The organism is Denitrificimonas halotolerans, assembly GCF_034259425.1.
In the GTDB taxonomy this organism is placed as follows: Bacteria; Pseudomonadota; Gammaproteobacteria; order Pseudomonadales; family Pseudomonadaceae; genus Denitrificimonas; species Denitrificimonas halotolerans.
The window spans coordinates 1-22,596 of sequence record NZ_JAXIVU010000020.1 but is presented as its reverse complement, the minus strand read 5'-3'; the positions used below and the strand labels follow the sequence as shown (position 1 = coordinate 22,596).

General features: G+C 45.7%; 21 protein-coding genes. 11 read left to right on the top strand and 10 right to left on the bottom strand.

Going from position 1 to position 22,596, the window contains the following annotated elements; genetic code table 11:
* Positions 1 to 13: 13 nt before the first annotated feature.
* Genes TOI97_RS11420 through TOI97_RS11410 form a run of 3 tightly spaced genes read left to right on the top strand, consistent with a single transcriptional unit; the run spans position 14 to position 4,141 of the window.
* Positions 14 to 1,762 (top strand): carbamoyltransferase family protein, encoded by a 1,749-nt coding sequence (locus TOI97_RS11420; protein ID WP_321554257.1) that lies wholly within the window; start codon positions 14 to 16, stop codon positions 1,760 to 1,762.
* The gene (locus TOI97_RS11415) at positions 1,755 to 2,660 is read left to right on the top strand and encodes a glycosyltransferase family 2 protein (protein WP_321554256.1); all 906 of its coding nucleotides are present in this window, start codon (positions 1,755 to 1,757) and stop codon (positions 2,658 to 2,660) included. The genes TOI97_RS11420 and TOI97_RS11415 overlap by 8 nt, the downstream gene beginning before the upstream one ends.
* A gap of 11 nt (positions 2,661 to 2,671) precedes the next feature.
* Positions 2,672 to 4,141 carry a glycosyltransferase family protein gene (locus tag TOI97_RS11410; RefSeq protein WP_321554255.1) on the top strand — a complete coding sequence of 490 codons (1,470 nt, stop codon included), beginning with the start codon at positions 2,672 to 2,674 and terminating at the stop codon, positions 4,139 to 4,141.
* 89 nt (positions 4,142 to 4,230) lie between these two features.
* Here the strand turns inward: TOI97_RS11410 and TOI97_RS11405 are convergent, their stop codons facing one another.
* Complete coding sequence (locus tag TOI97_RS11405; RefSeq protein ID WP_321554254.1) at positions 4,231 to 4,800, bottom strand: serine/threonine-protein kinase; 570 nt, start codon at positions 4,798 to 4,800, stop codon at positions 4,231 to 4,233.
* A 167-nt stretch (positions 4,801 to 4,967) separates the two neighbouring features.
* Here TOI97_RS11405 and TOI97_RS11400 point away from each other — a divergent pair, with 167 nt between their 5' ends.
* Both TOI97_RS11400 and TOI97_RS11395 read left to right on the top strand, forming a co-directional pair.
* Positions 4,968 to 5,870: a GNAT family N-acetyltransferase gene (locus TOI97_RS11400; RefSeq protein WP_321554253.1), complete on the top strand. Its 903-nt coding sequence runs from the start codon at positions 4,968 to 4,970 to the stop codon at positions 5,868 to 5,870.
* On the top strand, positions 5,870 to 7,267 hold the full coding sequence (locus TOI97_RS11395) for a PIG-L deacetylase family protein (RefSeq protein ID WP_321554252.1): 1,398 nt from the start codon (positions 5,870 to 5,872) through the stop codon (positions 7,265 to 7,267). The genes TOI97_RS11400 and TOI97_RS11395 overlap by 1 nt, the downstream gene beginning before the upstream one ends.
* Before the next feature lie 56 nt (positions 7,268 to 7,323).
* Here TOI97_RS11395 and TOI97_RS11390 read toward each other — a convergent pair whose 3' ends face one another.
* Genes TOI97_RS11390 through rsxA form a run of 7 tightly spaced genes read right to left on the bottom strand, consistent with a single transcriptional unit; the run spans position 7,324 to position 13,847 of the window.
* Positions 7,324 to 7,950, bottom strand: coding sequence for a DUF1294 domain-containing protein (locus tag TOI97_RS11390; RefSeq protein ID WP_321554251.1), 627 nt, complete (start codon positions 7,948 to 7,950; stop codon positions 7,324 to 7,326).
* Between the two features lie 2 nt (positions 7,951 to 7,952).
* Complete coding sequence (locus TOI97_RS11385) at positions 7,953 to 8,669, bottom strand: electron transport complex subunit E (protein WP_321554250.1); 717 nt, start codon at positions 8,667 to 8,669, stop codon at positions 7,953 to 7,955.
* The gene (gene rsxG / locus TOI97_RS11380; RefSeq protein ID WP_321554249.1) at positions 8,666 to 9,310 is read right to left on the bottom strand and encodes an electron transport complex subunit RsxG; all 645 of its coding nucleotides are present in this window, start codon (positions 9,308 to 9,310) and stop codon (positions 8,666 to 8,668) included. Before rsxG ends, TOI97_RS11385 begins: the two co-directional genes overlap by 4 nt.
* Before the next feature lie 2 nt (positions 9,311 to 9,312).
* A complete protein-coding gene (locus TOI97_RS11375) occupies positions 9,313 to 10,344 on the bottom strand; it encodes an RnfABCDGE type electron transport complex subunit D (protein ID WP_321554248.1) in 1,032 nt (343 codons plus the stop codon).
* A gap of 31 nt (positions 10,345 to 10,375) precedes the next feature.
* A complete protein-coding gene (gene rsxC / locus TOI97_RS11370; protein ID WP_321554247.1) occupies positions 10,376 to 12,694 on the bottom strand; it encodes an electron transport complex subunit RsxC in 2,319 nt (772 codons plus the stop codon).
* Complete coding sequence (gene rsxB, locus TOI97_RS11365) at positions 12,691 to 13,266, bottom strand: electron transport complex subunit RsxB (protein WP_321554246.1); 576 nt, start codon at positions 13,264 to 13,266, stop codon at positions 12,691 to 12,693. Before rsxB ends, rsxC begins: the two co-directional genes overlap by 4 nt.
* A complete protein-coding gene (gene rsxA, locus TOI97_RS11360) occupies positions 13,263 to 13,847 on the bottom strand; it encodes an electron transport complex subunit RsxA (RefSeq protein ID WP_321554245.1) in 585 nt (194 codons plus the stop codon). The genes rsxB and rsxA overlap by 4 nt, the downstream gene beginning before the upstream one ends.
* Before the next feature lie 670 nt (positions 13,848 to 14,517).
* Here rsxA and TOI97_RS11355 point away from each other — a divergent pair.
* The 6 genes from TOI97_RS11355 to TOI97_RS11330 all read left to right on the top strand — a co-directional run bounded on the left by TOI97_RS11355 (position 14,518) and on the right by TOI97_RS11330 (position 19,548).
* On the top strand, positions 14,518 to 14,826 hold the full coding sequence (locus tag TOI97_RS11355; RefSeq protein WP_321554244.1) for a DUF485 domain-containing protein: 309 nt from the start codon (positions 14,518 to 14,520) through the stop codon (positions 14,824 to 14,826).
* Positions 14,823 to 16,484: a cation/acetate symporter ActP gene (actP, locus tag TOI97_RS11350; RefSeq protein ID WP_407651349.1), complete on the top strand. Its 1,662-nt coding sequence runs from the start codon at positions 14,823 to 14,825 to the stop codon at positions 16,482 to 16,484. Before TOI97_RS11355 ends, actP begins: the two co-directional genes overlap by 4 nt.
* Positions 16,485 to 16,493: 9 nt before the next feature.
* A complete protein-coding gene (locus TOI97_RS11345; RefSeq protein WP_321554275.1) occupies positions 16,494 to 17,078 on the top strand; it encodes an RNA-guided endonuclease InsQ/TnpB family protein in 585 nt (194 codons plus the stop codon).
* A 130-nt stretch (positions 17,079 to 17,208) separates the two neighbouring features.
* Complete coding sequence (locus TOI97_RS11340) at positions 17,209 to 17,583, top strand: DUF6746 family protein (RefSeq protein WP_321554243.1); 375 nt, start codon at positions 17,209 to 17,211, stop codon at positions 17,581 to 17,583.
* 115 nt (positions 17,584 to 17,698) lie between these two features.
* Positions 17,699 to 18,130, top strand: coding sequence for a MarR family transcriptional regulator (locus TOI97_RS11335; protein WP_321554242.1), 432 nt, complete (start codon positions 17,699 to 17,701; stop codon positions 18,128 to 18,130).
* Entirely contained in the window at positions 18,127 to 19,548 is a 1,422-nt protein-coding gene (locus TOI97_RS11330; protein ID WP_321554241.1) for a DHA2 family efflux MFS transporter permease subunit, read from the top strand. Before TOI97_RS11335 ends, TOI97_RS11330 begins: the two co-directional genes overlap by 4 nt.
* Positions 19,549 to 19,692: 144 nt before the next feature.
* On the opposite strand, the gene TOI97_RS11325 is transcribed toward TOI97_RS11330, so the two are convergent.
* Both TOI97_RS11325 and TOI97_RS11320 read right to left on the bottom strand, forming a co-directional pair.
* Positions 19,693 to 21,216: a fumarate hydratase gene (locus TOI97_RS11325; RefSeq protein ID WP_321554240.1), complete on the bottom strand. Its 1,524-nt coding sequence runs from the start codon at positions 21,214 to 21,216 to the stop codon at positions 19,693 to 19,695.
* 188 nt (positions 21,217 to 21,404) lie between these two features.
* Positions 21,405 to 22,319, bottom strand: coding sequence for an acyltransferase (locus tag TOI97_RS11320; protein ID WP_321554239.1), 915 nt, complete (start codon positions 22,317 to 22,319; stop codon positions 21,405 to 21,407).
* Positions 22,320 to 22,596: the final 277 nt, after the last annotated feature.

Below are 22,596 nucleotides of genomic sequence, written 5' to 3'. Positions count from 1 at the left end.
AGGCGAAAGATCCATGTCATTAACTGTTCTAGGCCTGTCTGGTGCACTTAACCACGACCCATCGGCAGCCTTATATATTGATGGAAAATTAGTTGCTGCTGTTGAGGAAGAGCGTTTAGTGCGCGACAAGCATGCGAAAAATCGCATGCCCTATGAGTCTGCTAAGTTTTGCTTAGAGCAGGCAGGCATCACACCTGATGATGTCGATGTGGTAGCTATTCCGTTTGCACCTATAAGTATTCTAGAGAAAGCTCGTTGGCATTATGCCAAGCGTTACTGGTATGCCCCAGAGCGTTCGTTAGATGCAATTTTTGCTGGTAATCGTCGTTTTCATCGTTATTACAAAAAAATTCAATGGTGCTTAGAACAGCTCGGTTTTGATTTAAAGAAGATTAAAATTGAACCTGTAGAACATCACCTTGCACATGCCGCCAGTGCCTATCTGTGCTCAGGTTTTGAAGAAAAAACAGCCATTATGGGGATTGATGGCAAGGGTGAATATGCCACTACTTTTTTTGGTTATGGTGAAAAGGGCAAGATTTATAAAATCAAAGAATTTTATGATCCAGATTCCTTAGGTGGCCTTTATGGTGCTATGACAGAGTTCTTAGGCTTTGAAATGCTTGATGGTGAGTTCAAAGTGATGGGGATGGCACCTTATGGTAACCCCGACTTATACGACTTATCACGCTTGGCTAAATTTGAAGATGGTGAGTTAGTCATTAACACCGAATATGCCAACGTGGTGGGTTTGCGTCGTTATAAAGAGAAAGGTAAGGGCTATTATTTTACGCCTAAGCTGATCGAGTGGTTAGGGCCTAAGCGTGAAGGTGATATAGCAGACGACCCTTACATTCATTACGCTGCTAGTGTGCAAGCACTGTTTGAAAAGCTAGCACTAGAGATGATGGACTACTATCTAGGTGACATCATCAAAGAAACCGGTCGTTTGGCTTTTGCTGGCGGTAGTGCACTCAACGTTAAGCTCAATCAGAAAATCATTGAGCGCGATGAGATTAAAGAGTTATTTGTGCAGCCAGCAGCGGGTGATGCCGGTACAGCAGTGGGTGCTGCAGCGTTGATTTCGCAACGCAAGGGCGTACCTGTAGAAAAAATGGAACATGTTTATCTCGGTCCTGAGTACACCAATGAAGAAATCATTGCCGCTTGTGCGAAGCACCCAGATCAGCCTAAATGGGAAAAAATCGACAATGTGCCCGAGCGAATTGCCAAGATTATGGTGGATGGTAATCCTGTGGCATGGTTCCAAGGGCGAATGGAGTTTGGCCCGCGTGCGCTAGGCGGTCGTTCGATTATCGGTTGTCCAAGTGTACCTAATGTTGCTGACCGTATTAACGAGCAGATTAAGTTCCGTGAGCGCTGGCGCCCTTTTTGTCCATCTATGCTGGATACAGTCGCCCCTAAAATGCTTAAGGTCGATCACCCATCTCCATTTATGACCTTTACTTTTGAAGTAAGTGATGAGTGGAAAGAGCGTGTGCCTGAAGTGGTTCACGAGGATGGTACGTCCCGAGCTCAAGTGTTAGAACGTCAGCATCACCCGCGTTGGTATGACCTGATGGTGGAGCTGGAAAAACTCACCGGTAATGGCGTCTCCTTGAATACCTCCCTCAACCGCCGCGGTGAAGCGATGGTCTGCTCACCAAAAGATGCGTTGGATATGTTTTTTGGATCAGATTTGCAGTATCTGATTATGGAAGATATTTTGGTAACTAAGGATGGTAAGGATAACAATGTCTAGTGCGCCGTTAATCAGTATTATTATTCCAGCGTATAACTATGCGAAGTATTTACCGCGGGCTGTTTGTTCTGTTTTACGGCAATTAAATCAAAAGCACGAACTGATAGTGATTGATGATGGATCGACAGATAACACACAAGAAGTATTAGCAGAGTTGCAAAAAAACGAACAAGAGTTTCGTGTGATTCAAAAGGAAAATGGCGGATCAGCTTCTGTGCGTAATCGCGGTATAGTCGAAGCACGTGCTGATTATTTAATTTTCCTTGATGCTGATGATGAACTTGATGATAACGCTTTACGCTATATTGAGGAGCATATAAAACAATACCCATCTTCAAAAATGATAATAGGGGGCTATACATCAGTTTGGCCGGGTGAGAAAAAAATCAAGTTATCTATACCTAATGTTTTACCTCGTGAGCCTATAGCACGAGTTAAAGGTTACTTGATAGATAAGTCTATATCATTGGCAAACGGTGCAACGGTGATGCACCGAGAGCTATTTTCTAAAGGTGAGTATCCAGAACATTTTCGTAATGCCGAAGATTTGCCTGTTTTTGCACAAGCGTTGGGTAATTATGAGTGTAGTATTCTTCAACACTCTCTAGCACGCATACATAAGCATGAATCAAGTTTGCGCCATAATGTTAGTTATGACAGAGATGTTGGTTTGGAGTTGGTTGATGAAATATTCGATACTAATAGACTACCAGGGAGTTTTTATACTTTAAGAAAGGCATTTATTGCACAACGAGCACTTTCATTATTTCGTGGTTTTTATACAGCAGAAATGAATGATGAAGCAAAGGAGATGTATAGGCTCGCTATACGTACAGATTTTAAAGTACTATTTAAGTGGTCGTATACTAAAAAAGCTATTAGATTGATTTTTAGGTGAAGGCTTAAGTTATGAATACAGTTGTAGAACAAGGTTTAAAGTACTTTAAAGAGCCGGTTCGCCTAGCTTTTTTAGGAAGTGTCATCTTATCTTTAATTGCATTTTTAGGATTTGTTACTATTGGTAAAGATGGTGCTTTTTATATTGACATTGCGCAGTCTGTGTCTAGGGATGGTTTGCACATTGCTTTTGAGAGGTTTAACTGGCCATGGTATAGCATACTAATTTCTTTGATACATAGTTTAACAAGCCTAGATCATGAGTTAATTGCTATGGTTCTTTCAGTGCTTTTTATGGCTGGGGCTTGCTCTTGTGTTGTGGCGACGGTGAAAAATAAAACGCCAGAGGCTGCATATTGGGCAGTTTTGTTGGTTTTATCGATTCCTGTTTTTAATGGATTTAGAGAAAGTATAATAAGAGATACAGGGTTTTGGTTCTTTGTACTTCTAACGGTTTGGGCAGTATCCACTAGTATACATATTGGCTTTATAAGAGGGTTCGCTATTCAGCTATTTATATTGGCAGCAGCTCTTTTTAGATTAGAGGCGGTTTTTATAATTCCAGCTGTTTTTGTTTACTTGCTAGTGGATGGAAGAGTTATTTCAATTAAGGATAGGTTTCTTAATGTTTTTTCAGTAACTTATATTTTTTCTTTAATTGCTTTTATTGGTATTGTTTATATATTAATTAAAGGGGGGCTGTCACAAGAAAGGATTGATTATTATTTTAATCTTGTTAATCCATATAAAGTGTATCAAACTCTTTTATTAAAGTCCGATCAGTTTGCAAAGGCGTCACTTTTAAAGTGGTCATACTCTGATGCTGGAATGATTTTGTTTTTTGGTTTTTTGTTTACTCTTATAATTCGACTTTTAGAGTATGCAGGTGTGTTTTCTTTGTTTTTATTAAGTGGTGCAGGGCGGCGTTCGTTTTTAGTTAGTGCAAGTAACTATAAAATAAATTCAATATCGATGTTTTTTTATTTTATTGTTTTGCTGACTTTTTTCATTCAGGTTGGTTTTATTAACTCTAGATATTCCTCGATGTTTGTCTGGCTTGCTGTCCCTATGATGTCAATAACATTATATGAATTAAATAAGGGGTTTCCAAAATTAACTAAAGCCTTTGTTATTGTTTCTATATTATTTATGTTTGCTAATGTCATATCTACTAGTGTGAAGAAAACACATTACTTAGAAGCAGCAGAATGGATTATGGAGCATACAAATGTAGAGGACACGATTTATTATGAGGACTCACGTATTGCTTATTATGCAGGGCGAGGCTATCCGGAAATGCCTGATGTGAATCAAGTTTTAGAAGGAGAGGTTGAGCGTGCTCGGTTTAAGTACTTTGTTATAGAGGCTAGCGTTAAGGATCAAGAATTACTAAGCAAAGCTGCTACGTTGAATTTACATCTGTTGTCTGAGAAAACAAACGGAAAGAAAACACTTTATATCTTTAAAAATCACAGTCAATGATTTTTATATAAGGGAGTGCGTTTAATGAGGTAGATATGTTGTTATTTAACTCCGCACTTTCTTAGCCTTTAGTAGATAAATGAAGTGGTTCATTTAGTGCTGCTTTTAAGCCAAAATCTATCTCTAGAGTCCCTCAGCATATGCTCCTCATTTCTCTTCCGCTGCCATTTACTAAGTGGTCTGCGGAAGATTTTCATATCAGAGATATCAATCAGTCCAAGCTCATTGTCAGGGGTGAGTACCACATTGCCGAGATGGATTGAGCGGAAGTACACGCCAAGGTCTTGGATGTGCTCAACAAACTTTAAAAAGCGTTCGCGTAGATCAGCAGGGTAATCAACATCGCCACGGTATAAGTCCCGTAGTGTTGTCCCTGGTAATGGGTGGTAATGTACGGCATCACGCTCAATGCTAGGGATCCGATACACCTGAATGATTTCAGGACAAGGAATGCCAAGCTTTTTAAGCTTCTTAGCGTTATTGGCGAAGCGTTGTGCATAAGGCCAGATAGCCGCAGATGTGATTAAACGCTTGCGGCGAAACAGTTTTAAAAACGTACCGTCTTGCAGAATCATTACTTTATCGCCAAAACCGTCTTGTTCGATGACTTTGCAGTTTTTGCGTAGGTTTAAATAGTCTTGGTGATCGAGCTTTTGCATGCAATGGCCTTCAATAATGGAAAGGCAATCTTACCTGAAATGCCTCTATTGGGCATCTTTGTGAGTTGATTCAGTACTCGGCAAGTGGGTGTTGATCTACATAAAAGCTCTTTTTTGCCTGTGCTAGAATTGCTTTTTTATTACGCGGTAGTGGAACCACTAAAATTATGTTGAGCTATTTTCGTCTATATCGTGAGCGTGGCTGGCACCCTATCAGCGCTGAAGAATACCGCGCGGCGTGGTTACGCTGGGGTGGTAGTGTTGCCACGCACCCTGATGTTGTTGAGCGTTTATCTGATTTGGCGGGGATTGCTGTGCGTTACCTCGGTTGGTCAGGTGTCAATGGCCAACTGCAGGCTGCGCTTCCTGCTTGGGGGCGTCATATTGCTTTATCTAAAGCCGTCCTAAAGCGACAAAAAAAACGTGATGTTTTTGATCTTGGCAATGCGGAAATCATTTTGCCGCAAGCGCCAAACTCTACAATTAGCTTGCGGCATAAGGGGCGCTATATTTCTGAAATACACGTTGAGCGTATTTTAACCCTTAAAGAACAAAAAGAAGGCTTAGCGTTGGCTCGTGAGCCGGAACAGTACAGTAAAAAATTTCGTTATAACCAGCGTCGTGAGCAGCGTTTATTAGAAGAGCGGGGTGGTGTCATTGTTCCGGTGAGCAGTTTGAGTGCAGCCGAGCAGGCGCAGATGTATCGCTTGTTGTTTGAAAAACGCTGGGGCTTTACGGTGCCGGGTAAAACATGTCTCGCTGAGGTCTTTGAGCTGCTTAGAGATTTTATAACAGGCAATTATATTATGGTTAATGATGTTCCTGTAGCTTATCAGGTGCTTTATCGCGTTGAAGCGCCAGAGTGGGTAAGCCTTGAGTACATCAATGGTGGGGTCGATCCGGAATATAATGAGATGAGTCCTGGTAGTGTGTTGAGCTATGTGAATACACAAGCGCAGTGGCAGCATGCTCGTGCTTTAAATAAGTCTTTGCGTTACTCTTTTGGCCGCGCGGACCGTGAGTATAAAGACCGCTGGTGTAACCGCGTAGCCGTCTATGAGGTGTCTTAATGTCGGTGCGTAAACAGCAACTATTAAAGCAGCACCGTCGCAATAAGCGCTTGGCTATCTTTATCATCTTGCTGGGCTTGCTAGTGTTGGGTTTGACGATGCCGCTCTGGGTTGTTCCGTTGGCTTTATTGATTCTATGGGCTGCGCATGAAGCTTGGTTTGCTGATCACTTGTTTTACTCACCGACAGATGATTATCAGTATCGTTTCCCTAAAAATACCCGTCGGCTACAGTTAACTGCCGTGAATAAGCGTTGGCAGGTCACGACTGAACAACTTTCTACGGGAGCAACAGTAATTGCTAAAGTGAGTTTGAAAAGTTCTTGGCTCGGGCGTTGGTTTGATCCTGTTGTACGTATAGGTGATGACAGTCAAACTTTTGAGCGTGGTGCGCAAGGTGTGCGTTATTTAAATTTAACGGGGCAGGCTGAGGCTTTAATGACTGAAGGGCTGCCGGTACAGGGGCGTTTTTGTCACCTTGATCCAGTGGTTGAATTGTACATCTTTGAGCAAACTAGCCCTGTTAATGAAAATATCATGATCCTTGCTCCCCATGCCGATGATGCCGAATTGGCAGCCTTTGGTTTATATAGCAGTGCAGATAACGTCAGCATCGTTACTTTGACTCAAGGTGAGATAGAGGCTGAGTATTATCAGCGTTTGGGTTTGTCGCAGCAGCAAGCTGCGCTGCTGAAAGGGCGTTTACGTACGTGGGACAGCTTAGCGATTCCGCTGTGGGGTGGTGTGCCACAAACTAATTGTGTGCAGCTCGGTTATTACTGTATGCAGCTATCCGAAATGGCAAAGCAGCCAAGCGTGCCTTTTGCATCGAAAGAGTCCGGTGAGACTGATACGCGCAGGGTGCGTCAGTACAACAGTCTCAAGCTTGCAGGCGATGTAACAGGTCAGCCAACATGGCAGAACTTAGTGGCTGATTTAGTCGGGTGTTTACAGCATTTTAAACCTGATGTTGTGGTGATGCCGCATCCAGACATTGATCCGCATGCTGATCATATTGCTACCACACAGGCTTTGTATCAGGCGTTAGAACAAAGTACATGGCAACCTAAGCGATTGTTCTTATATGCCAATCATCTGCATGATAATGATCGTTGGCCAATGGGAGTGGCGAATACGGGGGTGGCGCTACCGCCAGCAATGGTTGAGTTACCTGCTGATGAGTTATTCAGTTATGTGCTAAATGAGCAGCAACAGCTTGATAAGGCTATGGCTTTATTAATGCAGCATGATTTGCAGCCGCCACTGCCCTTGAAAAAACGTATACGGAGGCATATCCAAGCATTGTTTACAGGGCGTCGCTGGCCGAAGACCGGTGAGAATGAGTTTTTGCGCAAAGCTGTACGTAGGCATGAAGTATTTTGGGTGCGGCAGCTTTAACTGTCTTGGTTGAGTGCAGTAATGCGGAGCCGCTGGGATTGAGTTTGTTGAGCTGTTTAGAGCAAGTTGCTTAGCAGCTCACCAGAGAAGCCCAACTGATCAATCCAGTACGCTTGGTGAACTGCAACAATGAGCCAGAAGATAACTTGAAAAGATATTTTTTGGGTTTTATGGCGAAAAAGTTGCTGAGCTAATAATGCTCCAGGCCAACCACCAAGCATCTCAATAAGATGTAATTGTTGTTCTGGTACACGCCATTTACCCTTCTGAGCTGCGTTTTTGTCGCGCCAGTACATTAGGATAGCCAACAGGCTCATGCCGATATACAAAAGTAAGGGCCATAGAAGTGCGTGTTGTTGAAACATGTGCCAAGCGCCTAGCAGAGGGGCAAGGCTAGTGAGTAAGACTAGGCTAAGACTTTTCTTAAGGTTGCGAGCGGCGAGTGGGCGCTGTTTGCGCTGAGCTGTGTTGGCTGACACTGGGCCAAGGCTGCGCATCGACTGTACACGGAGACGTCCTTTTTTGTCTGTGCCGGGGATAAAAACAACCTGTTCACCTGGTTGCGGGCGTTGGTTACCGTGGACATTAGAAATGTGCACAAAGTGATCTCGGCCTTGTTGGTCGCGAATAAAACCATACCCTTTGGCATCGTTCCATGTGCTCAATGTGCCTGACTGTTCCATTGTCAGTCCACAGCACCAGTCACACGGACTCGACGATCTGCTGCTACAGTTGTCGTAACTTTAGTTTTACTGGCGATGTGTTCTGTGTAGTAAGCATCGATCCAGTTCTTTAATGCGATCAATAAGCCTAAAACTAAAAAAGCACCGGGCGGTAGAATTGCTAATAAGAAACCCTTGTAATCGGTAAAGACAATTATTTGCCAGTGCTCAGCAATGCTGCCAAAGAGTAGGTGCATATTGGTAAATAACATACCCGTGCCTAAAAGCTCACGGGTTGCTCCGATGATGACTAGGACCAAACCAAAGCCGATGCCCATCATTAAACCGTCATAGCTGGAGCGCAACACGGTATTTTTAGCAGCAAAGGCCTCTGCACGGCCAAGGATCATACAGTTAGTTGTGATCAGTGGGATAAAGATACCAAGGATCTGGAATAGCTCATAGGTGAAAGCCTGCATTAATAGCTCAATACAGGTGGTAAGTGCGGCAATAATCATCACAAAGGCCGGTAGTCGCACAGCATTAGTGACTGCGTTACGAATGAGTGAGACAGCCGCGTTAGAGCAAATCAAAACTAAGGCGGTAGCAATGGCTAGGCCTAGTGCGTTTACAGTTGAGTTGCTGGTACCCAATAAAGGGCATAACCCAAGTAGCTGAACCAAACCAGGGTTGTTTTTCCATAAGCCATTGATGCTGATTTCGCGAAAGGACGCACTCATTGACTCACCTCAGATGTATTCAATTGCGCAAAGAGTTCGGTATGGTTTTGATCAAAATATTGTAGTGCTTTATGTACTGCACCAACGACCGCGCGAGGTGTGATGGTTGCACCAGCAAACTGATCAAACTCGCCGCGGTCTTTTTTTACTGCCCAACCGTGCTCATTGGGATTGTCTAAGCTTTTACCATCGAAATTTTTAATCCATGGACTCTTGGCAAGCTCAATTTGATCACCAAGGCCAGGTGTTTCTTTATGTTGAATGACTCGCACACCGCTTAAAGTGCCGTCGGCCAAAACCCCTACTAACAAGTTGATCGAGCCGCTATAGCCGTCGGGGGCATTGGCCTGCATGATTATTGCAGCAGGTTTTCCGTCCGCGCTTGCTAAATAAGCCGGTGTTGCCTTGCGATGGCCTAAGAGTGGCTCATGTAAATAAATTACATTGTCGAGGAGTTCATTGTCGTAGCTGTCAGCCGGTAGGATCTCACCGAGGGCGCGAACTTGTGCGGCACGCTCTGCTTCAGCGATACGTGATTGAGTGGTCTGCTGAGTGACTGCAACCACTGCCACTGTCATTGCTGCAAAGGCGGCAAGCACAAGGCTATTTTTGAGCATAGAACGCGTAATTTCTGGCAGCATTTTTATTCTCCCGACTTAAAGCCGCGCTTAGCAGCTTTGTGTCCATAGGTTCGTGGACGGGTAAAATAGTCGATGGTCGGGGCGCAAAGATTCATTAACAGTACAGCAAAAGCCACAGCATCAGGGTAACCACCCCACACACGAATAACGTAAATTAACACACCCACTCCAGCGCCAAAAATTAAGCGTCCTTGCACGCTGGTCGCACTACTGACGGGGTCGGTGACGATAAAGAATGCCCCTAACATAGTGGCTCCACTGAGCAGGTGAAACAGTGGCGAACCGTTGGAATCAGAGCCGCTACCATTCCAAAATAATAGACTCATAATAAACAGTGCAATGAGCATGCCGACCGGTGCGTGCCAGCTAAAAAGTTTTTTGCGTAGAAGGTATAAACCGCCGAGCAGGAAAGCTAGGTTCACCCATTCGCTACTATAACCGGCAAACAGACCGTAGGCAGGGTTGTTATTCCACAGCTCTTGTAGAGTGAGGTTGTTATTGTTTTTTAATACGTCCAACACTGTGGCTTGACTCCAACCGTCAGGGAAAGCCTGACCTAAGAAGACATGTTGCAAGCCGGCACTTGTTTCTATACTGTGTGCAGCTGGCCACAGTGTCATATCTACAGGGAAAGACACTAGCACGACTACATAGCCAAGCATTGCTGGGTTAAAAGGGTTTTGTCCAAGGCCGCCGAACAATTGTTTGCCAAAAATAACGGCAAAGCCTGTCGCAACGGTGATGAGCCACCAAGGGGAATAAGGTGGGAGCGCTAAGGCCAGTAATAAACCTGTGACCAAAACGCTGCCATCTTTGAGAAAGAATCCGACTGGACGCTTACGTAACCGTAGGACCAAAGCTTCAAAGAGCACAGCAAAACTACAGGCTAAGGCAATATTCAGCAGTGGGCCGATGCCGAAGAAATAGCAGAGGGTCAAAATACCCGGCACTGTAGCGGCCATCACGCGTAGCATAACGCGCTGTGTGCGATTGGCACCTGTGGCGTGTGGTGAGGTGATGCGGGGCAGAGTCATCGGAGCTCCAAATATGTTGCATCAGCGGGCGCTATACGTCCGCTGTTTCAGATTGATTAAGTTTGGCTAAGTGTTGTTCCGCCTCGGCCAATTCTGCTTGTAAAGCGGTAATGCTGCTAGCATCAGCTTGCGCACGTTCGGCCTTGCGTAAAGCGGCGCGTTTCATGGCAGCCTCAATTTTAGCTTTTTTTAGAGCTTGCTCAGCAGCGCTGGGCTCAGGCTTAGCAGGTTTTTCTGTCGGTTTTGGGTCAGCCGCTTGTCGAGCTGTCGCTGCTGTTAAGGCTTGCTTTGCTTCATCCGCAGCTTTGCTAAGCTGTTCGACTTGAGCCTTAAGCTCGTCAGTGCCATGGGCTTCGAGTTGCTTTTGTGCTTTGGTTAAAGCAACTCGGGCCATGCTGGCTGCGATCTTTAAGCGTTTGACTTCATTTGCTGAGCTTTGTTGTGGTGCAGACACTGTTGCTTTTTCATTCGCCTTATCTAAAGCTTGCTTTGCTTCATCTGCAGCTTTGCTGAGCTGTTCGACTTGAGCCTTAAGCTCGTCAGTGCCATGGGCTTCGAGTTGCTTTTGTGCTTTGGTTAAAGCAACTCGAGCCATGCTAGCTGTGATCTTTAAGCGTTTGAGTTCATCGTCTGTTACTCCTTGTTTGGGAGGGACAGTAGCTTCAGCTTTGCTAGTTGCCTTATGTAGTGCTTGTTTAGCTTCCTCAGCAGCAGCGCTCAATTGAGTAACTTGGGCTTTAAGTTCATCTGTACCATGTTCATCAAATTGTTTTTGAGCTTTACGCAGCGCTACTTGTGCCATGCTTGAAGCGATTTTAAGGCGTTTGATTTCTTCTTGTGCCGCAGCGCTATCACTGTTGCCGTCGGATTTGTTTTGTTCAGCTTTTTTCGCTTGCTTTGCTTTGCTACGAGCTAAGCGTTCAGCTCGCTCTTTACGTGCGGCTTCTTTACGCTCTTCTTCGAGACGTAAGCGCTCTTGGCGGAATTCAAAGCGTTCTTTGGCATGTTCAGCTTTCACCTGCTTTTGTTCCTGTTCGCGCATGTCTGCTTTGGCCGCGCGGTAATACTGGACCAGTGGAATGCTTGATGGGCATACATAGGCGCAGGCGCCGCATTCAATGCAGTCAAACAGGTTGTGGGCTTCAAGTTGTTCATGATCGTTGCCGAGAGCATAAAAATGTAACTGTTGTGGCAGTAGATTGGCAGGGCAAACTTCTGCGCAGTCACCGCATCGGATGCAGGGCATGGTTGGCGGGGGGGGGGGTAATTCTTGTGCAGTTGCAGCTAAGAAACAGTTGCTGGTTTTAATTACAGGTGCAGCTGTATCGATCAAGGTGAACCCCATCATCGGGCCACCTGCCACCAAACGGCTCAAATGTTCATTTTGTAGGCCGGCAAATGCCAATAGTTCATGAACTGGGGTGCCGATCAGGCACTCAACATTCATTGGCGTTTGTAAGGCTTGACCGGTAAGGGTTGTGATGCGAGAAATCAGAGGCTTTCCATTGATGACGGCATCATGCACAGCTAAGACTGTTCCTATGTTTTGACACACAATGCCTTGTTGAGCAGGGATTTGTCCTGCGCGAACCTCTTGGCCGGTTAAAATTTGAATCAGTTGGCGCTCACCGCCAGATGGGTAGATTGTGGGGATTTTGACCACATGGTAATCACGCGCCTGAGCCGCCTGTTGCATAGCAGAGATGGCCTCAGGTTTATTATCTTCAATCGCAATCAGTACGTTTTTAGGCTGCAAAATATGCGCTAAGATATCAATACCGAGTATCAATTCTGTAGCTCGTTCACGCATAAGTACATCATCAGCGGTGATATAGGGTTCGCATTCAGCACCATTAATAATCAAGGTACTAATGGGTTGATCTGCGCGGGGTGATAATTTGTTCGAAGTAGGGAAGCCTGCGCCACCTAGGCCGCTGATGCCTGCTTGACGGATCTTATCTAATAAGTCTGGGATTGCCAGTTTGGTAAAATCAGCTGTTGGGCGCAGTTCGCACCATGCGTCTAAGCCATCGGTGTCAATAACTATGGCGTCTAGCATCTCACCTGAAACATGGGGGTAAGGCTGTGGACCAATAAAGCTGATTGTGCCTGAGCTAGGGGCATGCACTGGCGCGCTGAGTGGGGCTGTAGAATCTGCAAGCAACTGACCTTTGTACACATAATCACCCACTTTGACTACAGGTTGGGTTATATGACCGATGTGCTGTAATAAAGGCACGATAAGTTGCTTAGGTAGCGGTGCACGTTGGATGGGCTGCTGATTGGACAGTGTTTTGCAGTCAGGCGGATGGATACCGCCGCGCAATGGATGAATCAACCAAGTACTCATTTTGCCTGCTCCCGATCTGTGGCAATAATGCTGCCTGGTGGTAAAGGCAGATCCCATTTCCAATCTTGTAAGCTGCTTGCTACTGGAAGCATATCTATGCAATCCACAGGGCAAGGTTCAACGCAGAGATCGCAGCCCGTACATTCACTAGCAATGACTGTATGCATTTGTCGTGCAGCACCTAAAATAGCGTCCACAGGGCATGCTTGAATGCATTTCGTGCAGCCAATGCATTCTGCTTCACGAATAAAGGCGACTACCTCTATCTTTTCGCCCTCTACAGCGTCCAATGGCTCAGGTTCGACATCCAATAATTCAGCCAAGGCTTGGATGGTGGATTCGCCGCCCGGTGGGCATTTGTTGATTTTGTCGCCTGCAGCAATGGCTTCTGCATAAGGTTTGCAACCAGGGTAGCCGCATTGGCCGCATTGGGTTTGCGGTAAAATGGCATTAATTTGTTCGGCAATGGGGTTGCCTTCGACGCGAAAGCGTACGGCGGCAAATCCTAAAATAGCACCAAAAATTAGGCTCAGGAAAACCAACGCCGTAACGGCGATAAACACCATGCTCATAGTTTGATTAAACCACTAAAGCCCATAAAGGCTAGAGACATAAGGCCAGCAGTAAGCATCCCAATTGCTGCGCCTTGGAAAGGTTGAGGTACGTCGGCAATGGCAATGCGCTCACGCATCGCGGCAAACAAAACTAAAACAAGAGAAAAACCAATGCCCGCGGCAAACCCGTTTACGCTGGCTTGAATAAAGGTGTATTCGCCTCGGTTTGCATTGAGCAGCGCGACACCTAGAACAATGCAGTTGGTAGTAATCAAAGGTAGGAAAATACCTAATACGCGATACAGCATGGGGCTGGTCTTATTAACTACCATCTCAGTAAATTGCACGACCACCGCAATGACTAAAATAAAGCTGATGGTACGCAAAAACTCTAGGTCGAAAGGTTTGAGAATGTATTGCTGTAATAAGTAACTGCAAATTGATGCCAAGGTCAGAACAAAGGTTGTCGCCAATGATAAGCCAATGGCGGTTTCAACCTTTTTGGAGACCCCCATGAAAGGGCACAGGCCGAGGAACTGAACCAATACGAAATTGTTCACCAAGATGGCACTGACCACAATAAGTAAGAGTTCGCTCATGGCTATATAGTCAAAGATCAACGGTTATGAAATGGGTGCTTATTATCGTGCAGGTCGATATAGCGTACAAGCCTGTTTTTTATCTTCTTTAAGTTCTTTTTGTTATAAGGCTATGGTTTCTTGGTGAAAATGCACTTAAAACGGTAGTTTTTTTACTGGAGTGACGAAATGACGCAGAGGCGGAGCGTCACTTTTAAACAGCGTACTGAGTGAAATGTTAAGTAATAGCAGATGGGTCATTGCTTGACAGCGTAGACAAGGTTGCTTTGCGTGAGGCTCCACGGCTGGTGCGGCTTGGCAGGAGTATATCAATGTTATAACCATGTAAGAATCAAGGGTATTGTTGGCAGTTGTGCATCTATCTTGTAGGTATGCATCGCCCGTTTCTTAGATAAAGGCGGGTAAAGTGTTGTTTTTATGCATTATTTTTTTCAAATTTAGACCAAGGTCGGCTATATCTCTGAGCTGAAGGTATTACATTAGCTTTCCTTGGATGAATCAGTTATTAGCAAGATCCAAATAAAAACAATAAGTATCGAGTTGCAGTGGCTGCATATATTCCATCATCAGCAATTGGCGATTTCACGCATGCATTGCAGGAAGTTGATAAAAATAAATAACTCGACGAGCGTGCCGCAAAGCACAGGCTTGATTGAGTAGGAGAAATAAAATGCAAGATACCGTAGTTGAACGGGTGCTTAAGCATCCTAAATATGAGGAGTTGGTCAAACGTCGTACTCGTGTGAGTATGATTTTCTTTGCTGTAGCTCTGGTGATTTACTCTGGGTTCATTTTAACCTTGGCTTACATGCCAGAGGTATTTGCGCAGCCATTAGGTGCAGGCTGGACCATGAGTGTCGGGGTTTTTACGGGCATTTTGGTTGTGCTGAGTGCAGTCATTATGATCTCTTTGTATGTTTACGTCTCAAATAAAACCTTTGATCCGTTGTTGGAAGAAATTGTGAGGGACGTAGAATGAAAAAGCTTTTATTAAGTACCGCACTGCTTTCTATGTTTGCACAACCTGCTTTTGCGGCAACAGGGCAAGCCAATACATCGGCTATTGTGATGTTCTTGGTGTTTATCGCAGGTACCATGGTGATTACATGGTGGGCAGCACGTAAAACGCAAACAACTTCAGATTTCTATACCGCTGGGGGTGGTATTTCTGGCTTCCAGAATGGTTTGGCTATTGCTGGTGACTATATATCTGCAGCATCCTTCTTGGGTATTGCGGGAATGGTGTATGTTAGTGGTTTTGACGGCATCATTTATGCCATTGGCTTCCTGTTTGGTTGGCCGGTAGTGATGTTTTTAGTTGCTGAGCGTTTACGTAACCTTGGTCGTTTTAACTTTGCTGATGTGACCGCGTTCCGCTTAGAACAAACACCAATGCGTGTTTTGGCTGCCAGTGCCTCTCTGTTAATCATTGCGCTTTACCTGATCGCACAGATGGTGGGCGCAGGTAAGCTGATCGTGCTGCTATTTGGTCTTGAGTACAAAATTTCAGTGATCATTATTGGTACTTTAATGATGATCTACGTATTCTTTGGCGGCATGACCGCGACCACTTGGGTGCAGATTATTAAGGCCGTACTGATGCTAGCAGGTGGTACTTTATTGGCTGCCCTAGTATTGATGGCGTTTAACTGGAACCCAGATGTTATGCTGGCTGAGGCAGTGAGCGTGCACCCAACGGGTGCTGAACTGATGGCACCAGGTGCAGCAGTGAGTGGTAATCCTTTGAATGCTTTATCCCTTGGTTTAGCGTTAGCATTTGGTACAGCAGGTTTGCCGCACATTCTGATGCGTTTCTTCACTGTATCTAGCGCGCAGGAAGCGCGTAAATCTGTGATTTGGGCAAGCAGCTTCATTGGTTACTTCTACTTGCTAACCTTTATCATTGGTTTTGGCGCAATTGCATTGTTGGTGCGTCACCCTGAGTACTTTAACCTAGCTGCTGATGGCAGTTTCGATATGCTTAAAGATTTGGTCGGTGGCACAAACATGGCGGCGGTACACCTGTCCAATGCTGTAGGTGGTAGTTTGTTGTTAGGTTTCTTGGCTGCCGTGACTTTCGCTACTATCGTAGCGGTTGTTGCAGGGTTGGCACTTGCTGGTGCTGCAGCTATTGCGCACGACTTATACGCCAACGTTATTGCTCGTGGTCGTTCAACTGAGCAGCAGGAAATGCGTATTTCTAAGATTTCTACGCTTGTGTTAGGTGTCTTAGCGGTATTGCTGGGTATCATCTTTGAAGATCAAAACGTTGCCTTCATGGTTGGGTTGGCTTTTGCTATTGCTGCAAGTGCTAACTTCCCTGTATTGGTACTTTCTGTATCATGGCGCGGTTGTACAACTCGCGGCGCAACCATCGGTGGTTTCTTAGGCCTTGCCTTTGCAACGATTTGGGTTGTGTTGAGTAAGACAGTTTGGGTTGATGTGTTTGGTAATGCAGAGCCGATCAGTCCGTTCCCGAACCCTGGTATTTTCTCAATTCCGTTAGCGTTTGCAGCTATTTGGTTCTTCTCAATCACCGATAAGAGCGCACGTGCTGATAAAGAGCGTGATGCCTTTACTGCATTAACTGTGCGCAGTCAGACCGGTATTGGTCGTTCAGGTGCACAAGAGCATTAATAGTGCAGCATAGAGAAGCATCATAATAAAAACACCTCGATTATTCGGGGTGTTTTTTTATCTGTCCTTCCTGCCACCTGCTCGGACGGCACCAAGCTGGAAGCGGGCCGCTTCTACCGTGGCCTTGAGGAAAAATTAGCCATAGCGCAACGAGCCAGAAATAAAACCCAAGTCAAAATCATTCATGCGAAAATCGCTAACCGTAGAAAAGATGCCCTGCACAAGTTCAGCCGCACGCTGGTCAATCGCTGCGGTGAAATCTATGTGGGCAATGTCAGTAGCTTAAAACTTGTTAAAACCACGATGGCCAAGTCAGTGCTGGACGCTGGCTGGGGTCAATTAAAAACAATGCTGGACTATAAATGCGCTCACGCAGGCATTGTTTTTAAGGAAGTAAACGAGGCATACACCACCCAAACCTGTTCGAGTTGCGGCAGTTTGCCCGGGTCGAGGCCGAAAGGTATCGCAGGACTTGGAATAAGAGAATGGACGTGCAGTGGGTGTGGTGTCACCCACGATCGCGATATCAACGCGGCACGTAAAATTCTCGCGGCTGGGCATGGTCGTCTAGCAGTAGGAATCCCCATCCTTTAGGTCAGGGAGGATGTCAATGGGTAGTTAGTGTGCGGCTGAAGCTTCTTTCTACTGAAATGCTAATGATAACGATTGTCATTACGATGGTTTTTTGATAAGTTACTTGCAAATCAAGTAGAGCGAGAGAGATATGAAAAATCTAATTAAAGGTGCGTTATTAACAGTAAGTTTAGCGGTGGCAGGCGGTGTGCTAGCTGATGATGACCGTCCTTCCCATTTTAAAGGTGTAGCATCGCCTGACCTGCAAACTGCAGTGGCTCATTTGGCAGAGTACAATAATCGTCTCGAGGAGCTTTTAAAGGGTGAGCTGACGGCCGCAGATATGATGCAGGTTCATGAGTTGACCTATACCTTGGAGCAAGCGCTTGAGCGTATTGATGATGAGTTGGATGATTTAGCTGACGCTTTGGAAGAAGTGCACTTGGCTTCGGAAAATATGCAGCGTGATGAACTGAAGAAAATTGCGCCGGTTTATTTGGATACTGCGCGCATTATTGTTAAATAGATGTTTTGGTACCGCCCCGCTTTATATGACATAAGGTGGGGCTTGCTGTTCTAGCAGCTTGCTTTAATATTGGTATACTGAGTCAGCTAATGGATAGCTTGGAGACTGCGTAGCCATGTATGAACAGCACCGCTTTGGAATGCAACTCACGCAATTATCGCGTGCTTGGCGCGCAGAGCTCGATCGACGTTTAGCCGGTCTTGGGTTATCCCAAGCACGTTGGCAAGTGCTTTTACATATTGCTCGTGCTTCAGAACCACTCACGCAAGGTGAGTTGGCAAGCAGTCTTGGAATAGAAAATCCCACCTTAGTTCGGCTCTTAGATGCGCTGTCCACGCAACATTTGGTTGAACGCCAGTTGGCTGAGCATGACCGTCGCGTCAAAAAAATATTCCTTACTGATACGGCTTTAGGCTTGATCGAGCAAATTGAAAGCATTGCGACTTCGGTACGCACCGAGGTGTTTGCTGGGTTGTCGGAGCAAGATATTCAGCTGTGCCAAGATATCCATAACCGTATGTTGGCGAATCTAGAAAGCATCACATGAAACGAGATTTAGCCAGTTTAAATGCCCACTTTGGCCCTATGTATCGAGTGTGGTTGCTGTGCGTATTGATGCTCGGCAGCATGGTTATGGTGCTTTCATCTACCAGTATTAACGTAGCGTTGCCGGCTATTATGGATGAGTTCGTAATGGGGCGGCCTATGGCGCAATGGTTGGCCACTGGTTTTTTAGCAGCGATGACAGCTGGATTGTTATTGGCAGCTTGGGCGCAAACTAAACTAGGTGCTCGGTTAACGGTGCACATTAGTATTGGTTTATTTGTTATTTGCTCGGTGCTTGCCTTGCTAGCAACAGAGGGCTGGCAATTGATTGTGTTGCGTACTTTGCAAGGCGCGTGTGCTGGAATTATTCAACCTTTAGCTACGGTGTTGATATTTCGTGTTTATGCTGCCGGTGGGCGCGGCAAAGCTATGGGTGTTTATGGGCTTGGTTTAATGATTGCGCCGACGATAGGGCCTACGGTGGGTGGCTATTTGATTGACCATTTTGGTTGGATGTCGGCTTTTTGGTTGCCATTGCCGGTATGTTTAGTGCTACTAGTTGCTGGGCATTGGCTCTTGCCTGATGAAAGGCAAGTTAACGCTAAGCGCTTAGATATACTATCTTTTGTTATGTTGACCACTGCAATTTTTGCTGGCTTGGGCGCTATATCAGAAGCGCAACGCTATGCTTGGGGGGATTGGCGCGTAGGTCGCTTAGTCTTGTTAACTTTGATCTGCAGTGTTGTTTTTTTTGTGCGCACGTTACAGAGTAAGAAGCCTATCCTGTCGTTGCGCTTATGGCGTTTAGCACCTTTTCGACGCGCGAGCTGGGTGGCATTAGCTTTAGGATTAGGGCTGTATGGTTCAACCTATTTAATCCCATTGTTTCTACAGACAATTAAAGGATATAGCGCAGGTGATGCGGGGATTCTTTTATTACCAGCAGGTGTTTTTTTAGGTTTAGCATCCTTTGCCAGTGGCTGGCTGTGTGACCGTATAGCCATTGTTTGGTTGTTGGGATTTGGACTTTTTCTATTTGCTTTTTCATCGGTTTGGTACGGTATTTGGGGAGCAACCAGTGGGTTTTTATGGTTGTGTATCATTGCTGGGCTAGGGCGCATGGGGTTAGGATTAATTATGCCAGCTCTGAGCACAGCTTCTCTAGATAGTTTGACCGTGGATGAGCTGCCTTATGGTGCTGGCGCAGTGACCTTTGTGCGGCAATTAGGTGGGGCTTTTGGGATTAACTTATTAACTGTGTTTTTGGAGTGGCAACATCAGTCCTTAGGTGGGGATTTTGCAGCAGAAACCATAGCCTTTGAACGTACCTTTATTTTGTTGGGTGTCGCGTTCTTATTGGCGCTATGGCCAGCGTGGCGTTTACGTAAGTTTCCTAAGCCGTTAAAGACTGGCCACTAACACCGAGCTCACTGGATGTATTTGCGAGGGACAGCGGACGGAGTAGCTGCAATTCGATAGGGTATGATGTAAGGCATCAATAAATAAAAAGGCCGAGAGGGAAGTCTCGGCCTGAATGCAGCTGTATTGATTGAAGTGTCTAGCTTATTTAATTTCAACTGCTAGGTTATCTGCAATCTTTTTCTGCCACAGGGCTGGGCCAGTAATGTGTACTGACTCCCCTGTTGTGTCAACGGCAACAGTAACTGGCATGTCTTCGACTTCAAACTCGTAAATGGCTTCCATGCCTAGTTCTTCGAAGGCCACTACACGTGATTTTTTAATGGCTTGAGCCACTAGGTAAGCAGCACCGCCTACAGCCATCAGGTATACAGCTTTGTTATCTTTAATTGCTTCAATAGCAATTGGACCACGCTCAGACTTACCAATCATACCCAAGAGGCCTGTGCTTTCCAGGATTTGACGGGTGAACTTATCCATACGGGTGGCTGTTGTTGGACCAGCAGGCCCAACAACTTCGTCGCCCACTGGATCAACTGGGCCAACGTAGTAGATAAAGCGGCCTTTAAGATCAACAGGTAATTCTTCACCGTTGTTTAGCATATCGACCATGCGCTTGTGCGCAGCATCGCGGCCAGTGAGCATCTTACCGTTAAGTAGAATGGTCTCGCCTGGTTTCCAGCTTTGTACTTCTTCTGGGGTGATTTCGTCGAGGTTAACACGGCGAGCTGATGGGCCTGCTTCCCAGACAATATCAGGGAAAGCATCTAAAGAAGGTGCTTCTAGTGCAGCAGGGCCAGAACCGTCCAATACAAAGTGAGCATGGCGGGTGGCAGCACAGTTTGGAATGATGCACACCGGTAGTGACGCTGCGTGGGTTGGATAGTCCATAATTTTTACATCAAGGACTGTGGTTAAACCACCGAGGCCTTGGGCACCGATACCCAATTGGTTAACTTTTTCAAACAGTTCTAAGCGCAGTTCTTCAGTGCGATTTTGTGGGCCGCGAGCTTGCAGTTCATGAATATCAATGGGCTCCATCAAGACTTCTTTGGCCATAACTGCAGCTTTTTCTGCCGTACCACCGATACCAATACCGAGCATACCTGGCGGGCACCAGCCTGCACCCATTTCGGGAACAGTTTTGAGGACCCAGTCAACGATGGAATCGGATGGATTGAGCATGGCCATTTTAGCTTTATTTTCAGAGCCACCACCTTTAGCCGCTACATCAAACTCAATCTTGTCACCTGGAACCACAGAGTAATGGATCACTGCAGGTGTGTTGTCTTTAGTGTTACGACGGGCGCCGGCTGGGTCCGCTAGGATAGAGGCGCGGAGTACGTTTTCAGGCAGTTTGTAAGCACGACGCACACCCTCATTGATCATATCTTCAAGGCCCATGGTGGCACCGTCCCAGCGTACATCCATACCTACGCGAACAAACACGGTAACAATCCCTGTGTCTTGGCAGAGTGGGCGATGACCCGTGGCGCTCATGCGTGAATTGATGAGAATTTGCGCCATCGCATCTTTTGCAGATGCAGATTCTTCACGCAAATAAGCCTCATGCATGGCTTCAATAAAATCGAGGGGGTGGTAATAAGAAATAAATTGTAAGGCGTCAGCAACGCTTTGAATTACATCATCTTGCTTAATAACTGTCATGAAACGCTCCTCTAGTGTGAAGGGAACATCAAGTGCTTTAACCAGCAGACTCGGTGTGAATGCGCAGGCAGTGAGTGCGCTAAAATAGCTTTAACGCACGGTGCAGGTGCTTAATAAGCCAATAAGTATAACGCGCATCGAGGTTGTTCGCCCAGTCGCGCGTCATCGACTATGGTGGTAAGTGTAAGCTAATTGGCTTTGATATTTTGCTCTTCTGTAATGATCTCGCTGAGCTGTTGGTCTTTTGCTTGCCAAAGCTGGTTGACCCAGCTTTGGAATTCAGCGCGGTACTCCATATTTTGATCGTAGCTTTGTCCGATAAACTGTTCGGGAATTGGCATGATTTCAATACGCATGACAATACGTTTGACTTGGCCGCTGAGTAAGTCCCAAAAGGTTGGCCGACCACCGGGGTAGTAAATTGTTACGTTGACCATACCGTGTAACTGTTCGCCCATTGCATCTAAAACAAAAGCAATGCCTCCGGCTTTAGGCTTGAGTAAGTGTTTAAAAGGTGAGTTTTGTTGTGCATGTTTTGCTTGAGTGAAGCGCGTACCTTCTAGAAAATTAAAGATCGAGACGGGAGTGGTTTTATAGCGCTCGCAGGCTTTACGAGTGGTTGCGAGGTCTTGGCCTTGCTTTTCAGGGTGCTTTTCTAAGTAAGCTTTGCTGTAGCGTTTCATGAATGGAAATTCCAATGCCCACCAGCATAGGCCAATCACTGGAACCCAAATCAACTCTTGTTTTAAAAAGAATTTCAATAGGGGTAGGCGGCGATTGAATTGGTATTGTAATGCGAGAATATCCACCCAGCTTTGATGGTTGCTAGTGACTAACCAAGAGTGAGTCAGATCCAGTTTTTCTAAGCCTTGCACATCCCAATCTATGGGCTGTACCAAGCGCATCCAAAAAGAGTTAATAGAGATCCATGCCTCAGCAATCCAGTGCATGGCAACACGGATTTTACGTTGAACAGGGGGTAATGGCAGGATCAGTTTTAATAAGGCAAGCGCAAAAAGTGGCCAGCACCAAAAGAGTGTATTGAGTGCTAATAATAAAGAAGCAATGAGGCCCCTTAATAAGGGAGGGAGACCGTGCAGCATAAAAGCAATACCTCGGAATAATGCACTGAGTGCGTTATAAACATACGTTTTAAGTGGTGTATGGTTATCGTTTCGATGAGGGAGTGCAAGTATTAGGTGAGGCTTAAGGGTCACTGCGCAAGGTGCAGCAGTGACCCGTAGCGATCGGTATTATCAAAATCGCGTAAGACCTCGTACTTTTAGTGCGGGGATGGATAACGAGGGCTGCGTAAGCAGCCCCTTAACCCCTTAACAGGCTGCTAAAGTCTTTGCAGTATAGGTTGGTACTGGTATTGTA

Excerpts from the sequence above, each read along its gene's own strand:
- TOI97_RS11355 (WP_321554244.1), top strand. The coding sequence starts at position 14,518 with ATGCAAGATACCGTAGTTGAACGGGTGCTTAAGCATCCTAAATATGAG.
- TOI97_RS11320 (WP_321554239.1), bottom strand. The coding sequence starts at position 22,319 with ATGCTGCACGGTCTCCCTCCCTTATTAAGGGGCCTCATTGCTTCTTTA.
- rsxC (WP_321554247.1), bottom strand. The coding sequence starts at position 12,694 with ATGAGTACTTGGTTGATTCATCCATTGCGCGGCGGTATCCATCCGCCT.
- actP (WP_407651349.1), top strand. The coding sequence starts at position 14,823 with ATGAAAAAGCTTTTATTAAGTACCGCACTGCTTTCTATGTTTGCACAA.
- rsxB (WP_321554246.1), bottom strand. The coding sequence starts at position 13,266 with ATGAGCATGGTGTTTATCGCCGTTACGGCGTTGGTTTTCCTGAGCCTA.
- TOI97_RS11415 (WP_321554256.1), top strand. The coding sequence starts at position 1,755 with ATGTCTAGTGCGCCGTTAATCAGTATTATTATTCCAGCGTATAACTAT.
- TOI97_RS11340 (WP_321554243.1), top strand. The coding sequence starts at position 17,209 with ATGAAAAATCTAATTAAAGGTGCGTTATTAACAGTAAGTTTAGCGGTG.
- TOI97_RS11325 (WP_321554240.1), bottom strand. The coding sequence starts at position 21,216 with ATGACAGTTATTAAGCAAGATGATGTAATTCAAAGCGTTGCTGACGCC.
- rsxG (WP_321554249.1), bottom strand. The coding sequence starts at position 9,310 with ATGCTGCCAGAAATTACGCGTTCTATGCTCAAAAATAGCCTTGTGCTT.
- TOI97_RS11385 (WP_321554250.1), bottom strand. The coding sequence starts at position 8,669 with ATGAGTGCGTCCTTTCGCGAAATCAGCATCAATGGCTTATGGAAAAAC.
- TOI97_RS11420 (WP_321554257.1), top strand. The coding sequence starts at position 14 with ATGTCATTAACTGTTCTAGGCCTGTCTGGTGCACTTAACCACGACCCA.
- TOI97_RS11395 (WP_321554252.1), top strand. The coding sequence starts at position 5,870 with ATGTCGGTGCGTAAACAGCAACTATTAAAGCAGCACCGTCGCAATAAG.
- TOI97_RS11375 (WP_321554248.1), bottom strand. The coding sequence starts at position 10,344 with ATGACTCTGCCCCGCATCACCTCACCACACGCCACAGGTGCCAATCGC.
- TOI97_RS11330 (WP_321554241.1), top strand. The coding sequence starts at position 18,127 with ATGAAACGAGATTTAGCCAGTTTAAATGCCCACTTTGGCCCTATGTAT.
- rsxA (WP_321554245.1), bottom strand. The coding sequence starts at position 13,847 with ATGAGCGAACTCTTACTTATTGTGGTCAGTGCCATCTTGGTGAACAAT.
- TOI97_RS11405 (WP_321554254.1), bottom strand. The coding sequence starts at position 4,800 with ATGCAAAAGCTCGATCACCAAGACTATTTAAACCTACGCAAAAACTGC.
- TOI97_RS11335 (WP_321554242.1), top strand. The coding sequence starts at position 17,699 with ATGTATGAACAGCACCGCTTTGGAATGCAACTCACGCAATTATCGCGT.
- TOI97_RS11410 (WP_321554255.1), top strand. The coding sequence starts at position 2,672 with ATGAATACAGTTGTAGAACAAGGTTTAAAGTACTTTAAAGAGCCGGTT.
- TOI97_RS11400 (WP_321554253.1), top strand. The coding sequence starts at position 4,968 with ATGTTGAGCTATTTTCGTCTATATCGTGAGCGTGGCTGGCACCCTATC.
- TOI97_RS11390 (WP_321554251.1), bottom strand. The coding sequence starts at position 7,950 with ATGGAACAGTCAGGCACATTGAGCACATGGAACGATGCCAAAGGGTAT.